This window comes from Ruania halotolerans, from assembly GCF_021049285.1.
GTDB classification, from domain to species: domain Bacteria; phylum Actinomycetota; class Actinomycetes; order Actinomycetales; family Beutenbergiaceae; genus Ruania; species Ruania halotolerans.
Window position 1 is genome coordinate 1 of sequence record NZ_CP088017.1, and the last position, 12692, is coordinate 12692.

The following is a 12692-nucleotide window of genomic DNA, read 5'->3' on the forward strand; positions in this document are numbered from 1 at the left end:
AGGGCCCCAGACCCGGTCAAACGTCGCCGCGGTCACCTCGGTCACACAGACGCCGATTGCCTCCACCATCCCCATTCTGAAGATCTTCCTTCCCCTCTGTGGACAACTACTGCTCCCCGACCAGTACTCACAGCAAAGGTCACATCCGCCGGCGCACAGATCCGGCGGCACCTATCCGCGCCAGGACGGGCCTGTGCGTTCGACGCGAAGTTTCACACAGACTGTGGATACAGTTGTGGATCGTCGCGGGATGAGTGAGGCCCGGGCGAACAGCACGATGCCAACTGCGTCCCACAGGGAGTCAAGTGTCCGAGTCACCCGTGGATCCAACGGATCTGAGCCAGGCATGGGACCGCGCCTTCGAGATCCTCTCTTCGCGTGGTGACCTGGGCGGCGCACAGTTGGGCTTCATCCGACTGACCCGGCCGCTTGGCGTCATCGATGACACGATCTTGCTCGCGGTCCCCAGCGACTTCGCCAAAGACTTCATCGAGACCCGGGCGCGGGAATCGATCATCTCGGCGCTCTCCTCGGCATTGGATCGCACGGTACGCGTGGCTGTCACGGTCGATGCCTCCCTCGAGGACTCCCTGCCCGCCGAGCGGGCACAACCGGCAGCTCACCACCTCGACACCGAATCCCGGCCCGTCGCTGAGCAACGCGGACCTGACATCGCCAGCCCCAGCACACGAGACGAACGCATCCCACCGGCTCGCACCGAACGCGCACCTCGCCCGGATACCTACGCCACCGGCGTGGATCCGCATGCTCGACTGAATCCGAACTACACCTTCGAGACGTTCGTGATCGGGTCAAGCAACCGATTCGCCCATGCGGCCGCGACCGCCGTCGCTGAGGCGCCGGCCAAGGCTTACAACCCGCTGTTCATCTACGGCCAGTCCGGGCTGGGCAAGACACACCTGCTGCACGCGATCGGCCACTACGCCAAGAGTCTCTATCCCGGGATCCGGGTGCGGTACGTCAACTCCGAAGAATTCACCAACGACTTCATCAACTCCATCCGGGACGACAAGGCCGAGGCCTTCCAGAAGCGCTACCGCGAAGTCGATGTGCTCCTCATCGACGACATCCAGTTCCTGCAAGGCAAGGAACAGACGATGGAGGAGTTCTTCCACACGTTCAACACCCTCCACAACGACAACAAGCAGGTGGTGATCACCTCCGATCTGCCTCCCAAGCACCTCAACGGCTTCGAGGATCGGATGCGATCCCGGTTCGAATGGGGCCTGATCACCGACGTGCAGCCACCCGACCTGGAGACCCGCATCGCGATCCTCCGGAAGAAGGCCGGCGCCGAATCACTCCAGGCACCGAGCGACGTTCTCGAGTACATCGCCTCGAAGATCTCTTCCAACATCCGCGAACTTGAGGGGGCCCTCATCCGGGTCACTGCCTTCGCAAACCTGAACCGCCAGACCGTGGACCTCTCCCTCGCAGAGATGGTCCTGAAGGACCTGATCACCGACAACGACGGCGCCGAGATCACCCCATCGGTCATCATGGCCCAGACCTCGTCGTATTTCGGGGTGACGATCGAGGCCCTCTGCAGTGCCGACAGGTCTCGTGTGCTGGTCAACGCTCGTCAGATCGCCATGTACCTGTGCCGAGAACTCACCGAACTCTCGCTGCCGAAGATCGGTCAGGTTTTCGGCGGCCGCGATCACACCACGGTGATGCACGCCAACCGGAAGATCCGGCAGCAGATGGCCGAGCGGCGTTCCACCTTCAACCAGGTGACCGAACTGACAAATCGGATCAAGCAACAGCACCGCAGCTGACCGGGCAGGTCCTCCGACCTCCCGCGTACCCGCTCTGACCAGCCACGATGCAGATAGCAACGACGTGATTCATGCACAGATGTGGATGAATCTGTGGATGGCCGTGGACAGACCCGCACAATCGGTGGACCAATGACATGTTCACCGTGGACGCAGCCTGTGGGTCTTGTCGCCCTGCACAGCTCTCCCGTCACCCTGTGCAGCGCCGTCCTACTACCCGTCCACACCCGGTTCGCCGCGCTGACCTGCACTGATACGTGTTACCCACAGTGTCCACAACACCGATGATGACGATGACCCTTCTCTAGGGATGATCGGGTGTGAACAACCACCATTGGATCTGGGGCCGATCCTGCTTCCGAGCACTGGTGTGCTCGCGGGATGTCACTCCAGTCGTCTACTGTCGAGTCCAGGCCGTGTGCGCCGTCCGCTGCGCTCGTCGGAATTGACGGGGGAGCATCGTGCACGCCTGCACAGTCACTATGCTCGGGACCCCCGAGTTCGCATATCGCAAGGAAGAGGGCCGAGATCGTGAAGTTCAGGGTGGAGCGAGACGTCCTGGCGGACGCCGTCACATGGACCGCACGCACCCTGCCGAGCCGACCCCCCTCACCTGTACTCGCCGGTGTCCGGCTTGAGGCCGACGCGGAAGGACTTGTGCTCTCCACCTTCGACTACGAGGTCTCCGCGCGGTCGGCCGTCGTCGCTGACGTGGATGAGCCCGGCTCCGTCCTGGTCTCCGGTCGCCTCCTCGCGGAGATCTCCAAGGCATTACCGAACAAGCCCGTCGAGGTCACGCTCGAGGGAAGTCGGGTGACGGTCGTCTGCGGATCGTCACGCTTCACTCTGCTCACCATGCCCGTCGAGGACTACCCGACGTTGCCGGAATTGCCGGATGTCACCGGCTCGATCGCCGGTGATGCATTCGCTCAGGCGATCTCGCAGGTCACCATGGCTGCCGGCCGGGACGAGACCCTGCCCTTGCTGACCGGGGTACGCGTCGAGATCGAAGGTGACACCCTGACGATGCTCGCGACCGACCGGTACCGGCTCGCGATGCGTGAGATGACGTGGTCGCCGGCATCGCCGTCGGTCTCCCGCATCGCACTGGTCCGCGCCCGCACACTCTCCGATGTTGCGCGTAATCTCTCGAGCGCCGGTTCTATCGAGCTTGCTCTTGCCGACGGTGGCGACATCATCGGGTTCGAAGCGGGTGGTCGCCGCACGACGTCCCTGTTGGTCGACGGCGAGTACCCGCCCGTTCGGCGTCTCTTCCCGGATCAGACCACCACTCACACAGTCACCAGCACTCACGAATTGGTCGAGGCCGCCAAACGTGTCGCCCTCGTCGCCGAACGGAATACACCGATCCGACTGTCCTTCAGTGAGGGCCAGGTGGTGCTCGAAGCAGGTCAGGGTGACGATGCCCAGGCCTCGGAAGTTCTCGAATCCACACTCGTCGGTGAAGAGATCTCCACAGCGTTCAACCCGCAGTATCTGCTCGACGGCTTGAGCGCCTTGAACACCGATTTTGTCCGCCTCTCCTTCACCCATCCCTCGAAGCCCGCGGTCATGACCGGTCAGGACGACGCCGACGGCTCCGACCACGCCGAGGAATTCCGCTATCTCCTGATGCCGATCCGATTCGGCGCCTGAGCAACCACCGCACTGCGCAAGGAGCCTGTGATGCACGTCGGACTCGTCGGCCTCGGCAAGATGGGTGGCAACATGCGCGATCGCATGCGTGCCAAGGGCTTGCGGGTCACCGGATTCGACCAGAATCCCGAGATCAGTGATGTGTCCTCGTTGGATGAGCTCGTCAACGCTCTGGGCGAGGACGCTCGTGTGGTGTGGGTGATGGTCCCGGCCGGTGAGATCACCGAATCAGTCATCAGTGAACTTGCCACCGTGATGCGCTCCGGCGATGTGATCATCGATGGCGGGAACTCCAAGTACACCGACGACCTACGCCGCGTCTCCGAGCTCGCCGAACGCGGGATCGGCTACGTCGATGCGGGAGTTTCCGGCGGGATCTGGGGTGAGGCGAACGGCTACGGCCTGATGGTGGGCGGCTCGGACGAGACCGTTGCCTCGCTGATGCCGATCTTCGATGCCCTACGCCCCGATGGCCCGCGACACGAGGGTTTCGTTCACGCCGGCCCCGTGGGAGCGGGCCACTACGCCAAGATGGTGCACAACGGCATCGAGTACGGCGTGATGCAGGCGTACGCCGAGGGGTACGAGATCCTTGCCGCCCGGGATGACCTGATCGGTGATGTCGGTGCCGTTTTCGAGGCATGGCAACGGGGCACCGTGGTGCGCTCATGGCTGCTCGAACTCCTCGTGAAGGCGCTGAACGAGGACCCCGATCTGGATGAGATTCGCGGGTATGTCGCCGATTCCGGTGAGGGCCGGTGGACGGTGGAGGAGGCGATCCAGCAGGCGGTGCCGGCACCGGTGATCAGTGCTGCGCTCTTCGCCCGGTTCGACTCACGGCAAGAGGACTCACCAGCGATGAAGGCAGTCGCTGCCCTGCGCAATCAGTTCGGTGGGCACGCCACCCAGCCGTCCGCCGATGGCTGAAGGAGTCTGACCGACCGGCATGTACGTCTCTGACCTCGCGCTGACTGACTTCCGCTCCTACCGCGAGGCCCTGCTGTCTCTGGACCCGGGAATCACAGCGTTCGTCGGTCCGAATGGTCAGGGCAAGACGAATCTCGTCGAGTCATTGGGGTATCTGTCCACCTTCTCCTCTCATCGAGTCGCCTCCGATGCTGCCCTGGTGCGCCACGGCGCTGCGCGCGGGATCATCCAGGCGAAGGTGATGCGTGACGGGCGGGCCTCGGTACTCGAACTGGAACTGGTGGCGGGGAAGGCGAACCGGGCTCGCCTCAACCGGGCGCCACTACCCCGCACCCGTGAGCTACTCGGCATACTGCGCACCGTGGTCTTCGCTCCCGAGGATCTGTCCCTGGTCAAAGGCGACCCGGACGGTCGACGACGCTTTCTCGATGAACTGTTGGTGCTACTGAGCCCGAAATTGGCCGGTGTGCGATCCGACTACGAACGGGTGGTCCGCCAGCGCAACGCGCTGCTGAAGTCTGCAGCGGGAGCTCGCAAGAGTGGAGCGAGCGGTGACCTGCGCACATTGGATGTCTGGGACGAGAAGGCGGCCAAAGCCGGTGCTGAGCTCATCGCTGCTCGGGTGAGGGTGCTCCACGGTCTGCGCCCGCACATCGAATCCGCCTATGAGCGCGTGAGCTCACAGCAGAGCGTGGCGTCGGTGATCTACCGGGCGAGTGTGCAGCAGGTGATGAGCCCGGAACGTGCTGAACTCGACGGTGCCAGCCAGGAGGAGGGTGAGAGCACGCTCACCAACGCAGACCTGGTGGAGGCCCAACTGCTGGAGGCCATGTCCCGGTTGCGGCCGAAGGAGATCGAGCGTGGCGTCAGCCTTGTTGGCCCACATCGGGACGAACTGGAACTGCGGCTCGGTGAACTGCCGGCGAAGGGATACGCCTCCCACGGGGAGTCGTGGTCGCTCGCCCTCGCCCTCCGCTTGGCCAGTTATGAGCTGCTCAAAGCCGATGACTGGGACGCTGACGGCGAACCTGTCCTCATCCTCGACGACGTCTTCGCTGAACTGGACACCCGCCGGCGCCGACGGCTCTCCGAGGTGGTCGCGAACGCCCAGCAGGTATTGATCACGTCCGCGGTGGCCGAGGACGTTCCCGAAGAGCTCGACGGTGCCCGTGTGGACGTAATGGACTCGGTGATCACCCGTGTCCGATGAGCCGGAAGCGGGAACGGGAGCCTCCGATGGTCTCGGGGACGGCACATCCGAGGAAAAGCTCCACGACGGCGGCCCGGCCGAGAATCGTGATCAGGCGGCCCAGTCGGCACTCGCCCGAGCACGGGACGCCGCTCGTGCGAAGGGATTGCGTACGGCGCGTCCAGGCACACGGCCAGGGCGCACACTGCGCCGTCACGACGGCGTGGCATTCGAGGCTGCGCCTGGGCACGGAACAGGTCGCGACCCCGCACCGCTGGGGGCCACGGTCGAATCTCTGGCCCGTCAACTCGGCTGGAACCAACCCCTCTCCGTGGGTGGCGTGATCGGGCGGTGGCGAGAGGTTGTCGGTGATCAGATTGCCGACCATTGCACGCCGGAAACATTCTCTGACGGCGTGCTGGTGGTACGAGCAGATTCCACGGCCTGGGCCACCCAGATCCGGCTCCTGGGCCCGCAGCTGGACCGACGGCTGGCCGAGGAGGTGGGTGAGGGCGTTGTCACCAGCATCCAGGTGCTCGGCCCCGGCGGACCGACCTGGCGGAAGGGGCCTCGTGTGGCCCCCGGAGGTCGAGGACCGCGCGACACGTACGGATGACTCGCCGCAGGGAAGCACCAGGGTGTGGATAAGGGTGTGGATATTCGTCTGTTTCGGCAGGTGAGGGGTAGAATCGTGGGAACTGTCCGGGATCTGTGGACTTGCTCCACGGCCACCCGGACCTGCACATGCCTGCCCCGCTCGTAGCGGACCACCGGGGGTGCGCACCGATGACGATAGGAGAGCCAGGAGAACGTGGCTGACGAGACGCCCCCGCCAGTAGCCGGGCAGAACCCCGCCGGATCATCTGGCTATGACGCCATCAACATCACCGTTCTCGAAGGGCTCGAAGCGGTCCGCAAGCGACCAGGGATGTACATCGGGTCCACCGGTGAGCGTGGCCTGCACCACCTGGTGTATGAGGTGGTGGACAACGCCGTCGATGAGGCGCTCGCCGGATACTGCGATCACGTGCAGATCACCCTACTTGCCGATGGTGGCGTGCGGGTGATCGACAACGGGCGAGGGATTCCCGTGGCCATGCACCCGACCGAGGGTCGCCCCACGGTTGAAGTGGTCATGACGGTCTTGCACGCCGGCGGGAAGTTCGGTGGCGGCGGATACGCCGTCTCCGGCGGTCTGCACGGGGTGGGTATTTCCGTGGTGAACGCTCTGTCCTCACGTGTGGTCACCGAGGTCAGCCGCGATGGCTACCACTGGCGTCAGGACTTTTCCGACGGCGGTGCTCCCCTCGGAGAGTTGCAGCGCCTGGGTGCCACGGACGAGACGGGGACGACCCAGACGTTCTGGGCGGACCCCACGATCTTCGAGACCACTGACTATGACTTCGAGACACTGCGCTCGCGGATGCAGCAGTATGCCTTCCTGAACAAGGGGCTGCGCATCACCATCACCGATGAGCGGCACAGTGACACCGATGATGAGGTGGCCGGTGAGAAGGACAGCGCTCACGAGAACCAGGGTCACTCGAAGTCAGTCAGCTACAAATACGACAATGGCCTGATCGACTACGTCACTCACCTGAACGCCTCCAAGCGCACTGAACTGGTGCACCCCGAGGTCATCTCCTTCGAGACAGAGGACGTGGAGCGCACGATCTCCCTCGAGATCGCGATGCAGTGGACCGGTGCGTACTCGGAGAGCGTGCACACCTATGCCAACACCATCAACACCTCTGAGGGCGGTACCCACGAAGAGGGGTTCCGTTCGGCACTGACCACGCTGGTGAACCGTTACGCGCGGGAGAACAAGCTACTCAGGGAGAAGGATGAGAACCTCACCGGTGACGATATCCGGGAGGGCCTGACCGCCGTCATCTCCATCAAGCTCGGCGAACCGCAGTTCGAGGGGCAGACGAAGACCAAACTCGGCAACACCGAGGCGCGGACATTCACGCAGAAGGTGGTCTTCGATCAGTTCGGCGACTGGCTCGAAAGCCACCCGAACGAGGCCAAGGACATCATCCGCAAGGCCGTGCAGGCATCGGTGGCACGGCTCGCCGCCCGCAAGGCTCGTGAGGCGACCCGCCGCAAGGGGTTGCTCGAGGGCGGGGGCTTGCCGGGCAAGTTGAAGGACTGTTCCAGTAGGGATGCCTCGAGGTCTGAGGTGTTCATCGTGGAGGGTGACTCGGCCGGTGGTTCAGCCGTGCAGGGGCGCAACCCGGAGACGCAGGCGATTCTGCCGATCCGCGGAAAGATCCTGAACGTGCAGAAGGCACGGGTGGACAAGGCCCTCGCGAACCAGGAAGTGCAGGCGCTCATCACCGCGTTCGGTACCGGGATCGGCGAAGATTTCGACGTCGCCAAGCTGCGTTACCACAAGGTCGTGCTGATGGCGGATGCCGATGTGGACGGACAGCACATCTGCACGCTGTTGCTCACACTGCTGTTCCGGTACATGCGCCCCCTGATCGAGGGCGGGTACGTCTACCTCGCGCAGCCGCCGCTGTACCGGATCAAGTGGACCAATGCTCCGCACCAGTACGTCTTCACTGACAAGGAGCGCGACGTGATGCTGGCCGAGGGTCTGGCGAAGAACCACCGCCTGCCCAAGGAAACCGGGATCCAGCGGTACAAGGGCCTCGGGGAGATGGATTACAAGGAACTGTGGGAGACCACCATGGATCCCGATACCCGCACACTGCGCCAGGTGACCATCGGGGAAGCAGCGGCCGCGGACGAGATCTTCTCCATCCTCATGGGCGAGGACGTCGAATCACGCCGCTCGTTCATCCAGCGCAACGCCCATGACGTGCGTTTCCTCGACGTCTGAGTAAGGACCTTTTCGTGACTGACGATCTCACCCCCATGCCCGACGACGCTGCGGAAGTGATCACCGACCGCATCGAGCAGGTGGACCTGCAACTGGAGATGCAGCGGTCCTACCTCGACTACGCAATGAGCGTGATCGTGGGCCGCGCGCTGCCCAGCGTCCAGGACGGTCTCAAGCCGGTGCACCGGCGCATCCTCTATGCGATGTTCGACGGCGGATACCGCCCGGACTCCTCCTTCTCCAAGTGCTCACGTGTGGTGGGCGACGTGATGGGTCAGTTCCACCCGCACGGAGACAGCGCCATCTATGACGCGATGGTTCGCCTCGTGCAGCCGTGGGCGATGCGGTACCCGCTGGTGGCCGGTCAGGGGAACTTCGGTTCTGCTGGCAATGACGCCGCAGCCGCCCCGCGGTACACCGAGTGCAAAATGGCACCGCTTGCGCTCGAGATGGTGCGCGACATTGACAAGAACACGGTCGATTTCGGTGACAACTACGACGGGAAGACGAAGGAACCCCTCGTCTTGCCGGCCCGATTCCCCAACCTTCTCGTCAACGGCAGTTCAGGGATCGCCGTCGGGATGGCCACGAACATTCCCCCGCACAATCTGCGGGAAGTGGCCGACGGCGTGCACTGGTTGCTGGAGCACCCCGAGGCGACACCGGAGGAACTTCTCGCCGCACTCCTGCAGCGCATCAAGGGGCCGGACTTCCCGACGGGCGCGCAGGTACTCGGCCTGCGCGGGATCGAGGATGCGTACCGCACTGGTCGCGGCTCGATCACGATGCGCGCGGTGGTGGAGGTCGAGGAACTCCAGGGCCGTACGTGTTTGGTGGTCAGTGAGCTGCCCTACCAGGTGAACCCGGACAACCTGGCAGCGAAGATCGCTGATCTGGTGCGTGATGGGCGGATGCAGGGAATCGCCGACATCCGGGACGAGACCTCCGGTCGAGCCGGGCAGCGCCTGGTGATCGTGCTCAAGCGCGACGCTGTGGCGAAGGTAGTGCTGAACAACCTGTACAAGCACACCCAGTTGCAGGACAACTTCGGAGCGAACATGCTCGCCCTGGTGGACGGCGTGCCACGCACCCTGAGCCTGGATGCCTTCATCCGGCACTGGGTCGCCCACCAGATCGATGTGATCGTGCGGCGCACCGAGTTCCTGCTGAAGCAGGCTGAGGATCGAATCCACATTCTGCGGGGGCTCATGAAGGCCCTCGATGCACTCGACGAGGTCATCGCGCTGATCCGGCGCTCGCCCACGGTCGACGAGGCGCGCACAGGTCTGCGCGAGCTGCTCGACATTGACGAGATCCAGGCGAACGCGATTCTGGAGATGCAGTTGCGGCGCCTGGCTGCGCTGGAGCGGCAGAAGATCCTGGACCAGTTCAAGGCGCTGGAAACCGAGATCGCCGACTACAAGGACATTCTCGGATCCCCCGAGCGGCAGCGCCGGATCATCGGCGAAGAGCTCACCCAGATCGTGGACAAGTACGGCGACGAGCGCCGTTCCACCATCCTCCCCTTCGATGGCGAGATGTCCATCGAGGACCTCATTCCCGAAGAGGACGTGGTGGTCACGATCACGCGGGGTGGGTATGCCAAGCGCACCCGCACCGACAGCTACCGTGCCCAGCACCGTGGCGGCAAGGGGGTGCGCGGTGCCCAGTTGCGCGGTGACGACGTGGTGGATCACTTCTACGTGACCACCACCCACCATTGGCTGCTGTTCTTCACCAACCTGGGCCGCGTGTACCGGGCGAAGGCCTATGAACTGCCGGAGAGCGGTCGTGACGCCAAGGGGCAGCATGTGGCGAATCTGCTCGCCTTCCAGCCTGGTGAGAAGATCGCCCAGGTGCTCGATCTGCGCGACTATGACCAGAGCGAGTACCTGGTGCTCGCCACGAAGAGCGGGCTGGTGAAGAAGACTCGCCTGAGCGAGTACGACTCCTCCCGCACCGGTGGCGTAATCGCCATCAACCTGCGCTCGGATGAGTCGGGTGAGGTCGACGAAGTCGTCGCTGCGCGGTTGGTGAACTCCGACGACGATCTGCTGCTGGTTTCCCGGAAGGGACAGTCGCTGCGTTTCACCGCGACCGACGAGGCACTGCGCCCGATGGGCCGGGCGACATCGGGTGTGACGGGGATGAAATTCCGGGATGAGGATTCTCTCCTCTCCCTGGATGTGGTCCGCGAGGACTCCGACCTCTTCGTGGTGACCGAGGGCGGCTTCGGTAAGCGCACCCGGGTGAGTGAGTACCGCGTGCAGGGGCGCGGCGGCCTGGGCATCAAGGTCGCGAACCTCGTTGAGGCACGTGGCGATCTCGTGGGTGCGTTGATCACCGGACCGGAGGATCAGGTGCTCGTGATCATGGAGAAGGGCAAGATCGTGCGCACCGCCGTCTCCGAGGTCAATCTCACCGGACGCAACACCCAGGGCGTCACGTTCGCCAAGCCGGATACGGGCGACCGGATCATTGCGATCGCACGCAATGTCGAGACGGCAGTCGAGGCTGAGGTTGAGGAAATCGAGGCCGAGTCACCTGACGGCGCTGCCCCGGCCGGGGAGTCCGGCGACGGCGCGGTTCCAGTGATCGATGCCACGGGGAGTACCGATGACGCGGGCGATGGCGTACCGTCAGGCGAGTCATCTGGTGAAGGGCAGGAAGAGAGCTGATGAGCGAGCAGACGTCGAAGACGGGCGCACCACCCGTGCGCACCTCGACCAGATCCTTCAGCCCAGCAGAGCGGCCTCCCTCCGTGCCGCCGCAGTCCGTGCCGCCGCAGTCGGGCCAGCAGCAGTCTGGGCAACGATCCGGAGGGGCGAATGCCGCGCCGGCCACCGGCTCGTCATGGGCGGCGACCTCGCGTGAGCAGGGAGCAGACCGCCCCTCGGGTGCGCCGGCGGCGGAGCAGGCAGAGGGCGGTGGCCCGCGCCGGGTCCGGCTCGCCGTGTCCCGCATTGACCCGTGGTCGGTGATGAAGCTGACGTTCCTGCTCTCGATCGCGATCGGGATCGGGATCGTGGTGGCCACCGCGGTGGTGTGGGGTGTGCTCAACTCCATGGGTGTGTTCGCCGAGATGCAGGGGCTCATCGCAGAGGTGGGCGCTATGGCGCAGTTCGGTGAGTTGCTCGAGTATCTCGAGTTCTCCCGGGTGCTCTCCGTTGCGACAGTGATCGCGATCGTGGACGTCGTGCTCCTGACGGCGCTCGCCACGCTCGGTGCCTTCGTGTACAACGTGGTTGCTGCCATGGTGGGCGGATTGCACCTGACCCTGACGGACGACTGATCTCACCTCGGCGTGCCCAAGCAGACGTGATCAGTTCCACGCCGATACGTTTTGGAGGCGGCGGGCGCGCTGGGGTAGTCTCTGGGGGCGCCCTGGCGGGAAACTCCCGGGGTAAGGGGCCTATAGCTCAGACGGTTAGAGCGCTTCCCTGATAAGGAAGAGGTCGCTGGTTCGAGTCCAGCTAGGCCCACGTCCACAGCACGGAGGGAGACGATATGAAGAAGACAGTCGTCCTCCTCGTGCTCGCGGTCGGCGGGTTCGTCGCGTGGCGCAAACTGGCGGAGGATCGCGCAGTGCGCGATGCCTGGGCCGAGGTCACTGACCCGCTGGACTGAACAACGCGGCGTTCACGCGAGCGGTATCCTGAAGTACCCCCTAGGGGCCATGGCGCAATTGGTAGCGCACCTGCTTTGCAAGCAGGGGGTTACGGGTTCGAGTCCCGTTGGCTCCACCCATCACGGTGACGCTTGAACGTGACTGCGTGGCTAACACCGCGATGTCACCGCCTCGTCTGTGCGGCGCAGGTGATACAGGTCCGCGAAGCTGGCCGAGCCAGTAGCCGCTCGGCAACTATCGGCTCGCCACAGAGTTCGCATCGCCCATAGGTGCCGCTGGCGAATTTCGCCAGGGCGGCGTCCACATCAACCAGGTGAGTGTTGGCCGCCGCGAGCAGCGCACCCGCCTGTGAGCGTTCGAAGGCGATCGTGGCGCCCTCGGGGTCATGCTCGTCATCGGTGACGGTGAGCTGCGCGCCCTCGACGATCGACGTGACGTTCTGAGTGAGGGCGGCGATCCGATCCGAGGTGCGCTCGCGCTCGGCCGTGAGCATGCGACGCAGCTCGGCGAGCTGGCCGTTCGTGGGCGGATCGACGCGCTTCATGGGACGCACACTGTACGACACCGGCACCAGGCCGGGTGGGATGTGCTGACGAACCCACGAGCATGGGTCGTCGCCGTCGATGGGGTGAGCAATCCGACGCT

10 protein-coding genes and 2 tRNA genes are annotated in these 12692 nt (G+C 64.4%); 11 read left to right on the forward strand and 1 reads right to left on the reverse strand.

The features are described from left to right. The first annotated feature begins 305 nt into the window (after positions 1-305). The 11 genes from dnaA (at position 306) to LQF10_RS00055 (ending at position 12162) form a co-directional block, all read left to right on the forward strand. Positions 306-1799, forward strand: a complete 1494-nt coding sequence (gene dnaA, locus LQF10_RS00005) for a chromosomal replication initiator protein DnaA (protein WP_435531421.1) — start codon at positions 306-308, stop codon at positions 1797-1799. A 531-nt stretch (positions 1800-2330) separates the two neighbouring features. Next, positions 2331-3455 carry a DNA polymerase III subunit beta gene (gene dnaN / locus LQF10_RS00010; protein WP_231065467.1) on the forward strand — a complete coding sequence of 375 codons (1125 nt, stop codon included), beginning with the start codon at positions 2331-2333 and terminating at the stop codon, positions 3453-3455. A 30-nt stretch (positions 3456-3485) separates the two neighbouring features. Further along, entirely contained in the window at positions 3486-4382 is an 897-nt protein-coding gene (gene gnd / locus LQF10_RS00015) for a phosphogluconate dehydrogenase (NAD(+)-dependent, decarboxylating) (RefSeq protein ID WP_231065468.1), read from the forward strand. A gap of 19 nt (positions 4383-4401) precedes the next feature. Further along, a complete protein-coding gene (recF, locus tag LQF10_RS00020; RefSeq protein WP_231065469.1) occupies positions 4402-5592 on the forward strand; it encodes a DNA replication/repair protein RecF in 1191 nt (396 codons plus the stop codon). Next, a complete protein-coding gene (locus LQF10_RS00025) occupies positions 5582-6187 on the forward strand; it encodes a DciA family protein (protein ID WP_231065470.1) in 606 nt (201 codons plus the stop codon). The genes recF and LQF10_RS00025 overlap by 11 nt, the downstream gene beginning before the upstream one ends. A 195-nt stretch (positions 6188-6382) precedes the next feature. Then, positions 6383-8419 carry a DNA topoisomerase (ATP-hydrolyzing) subunit B gene (gene gyrB / locus LQF10_RS00030; RefSeq protein ID WP_231065471.1) on the forward strand — a complete coding sequence of 679 codons (2037 nt, stop codon included), beginning with the start codon at positions 6383-6385 and terminating at the stop codon, positions 8417-8419. A 35-nt stretch (positions 8420-8454) separates the two neighbouring features. Further along, complete coding sequence (gene gyrA, locus LQF10_RS00035) at positions 8455-11097, forward strand: DNA gyrase subunit A (RefSeq protein ID WP_231067390.1); 2643 nt, start codon at positions 8455-8457, stop codon at positions 11095-11097. After that, positions 11097-11711 (forward strand): DUF3566 domain-containing protein, encoded by a 615-nt coding sequence (locus LQF10_RS00040; RefSeq protein WP_231065472.1) that lies wholly within the window; start codon positions 11097-11099, stop codon positions 11709-11711. Before gyrA ends, LQF10_RS00040 begins: the two co-directional genes overlap by 1 nt. A gap of 116 nt (positions 11712-11827) precedes the next feature. Continuing rightward, positions 11828-11901, forward strand: a tRNA-Ile gene (locus LQF10_RS00045). 25 nt (positions 11902-11926) lie between these two features. Continuing rightward, on the forward strand, positions 11927-12046 hold the full coding sequence (locus LQF10_RS00050; RefSeq protein ID WP_231065473.1) for a DLW-39 family protein: 120 nt from the start codon (positions 11927-11929) through the stop codon (positions 12044-12046). 43 nt (positions 12047-12089) lie between these two features. Then, a tRNA-Ala gene (locus LQF10_RS00055) sits at positions 12090-12162 on the forward strand. Positions 12163-12210: 48 nt separating this feature from the next. Here LQF10_RS00055 and LQF10_RS00060 read toward each other — a convergent pair. Then, on the reverse strand, positions 12211-12591 hold the full coding sequence (locus tag LQF10_RS00060) for a TraR/DksA family transcriptional regulator (RefSeq protein ID WP_231065474.1): 381 nt from the start codon (positions 12589-12591) through the stop codon (positions 12211-12213). Between the last annotated feature and the right edge of the window lie 101 nt (positions 12592-12692).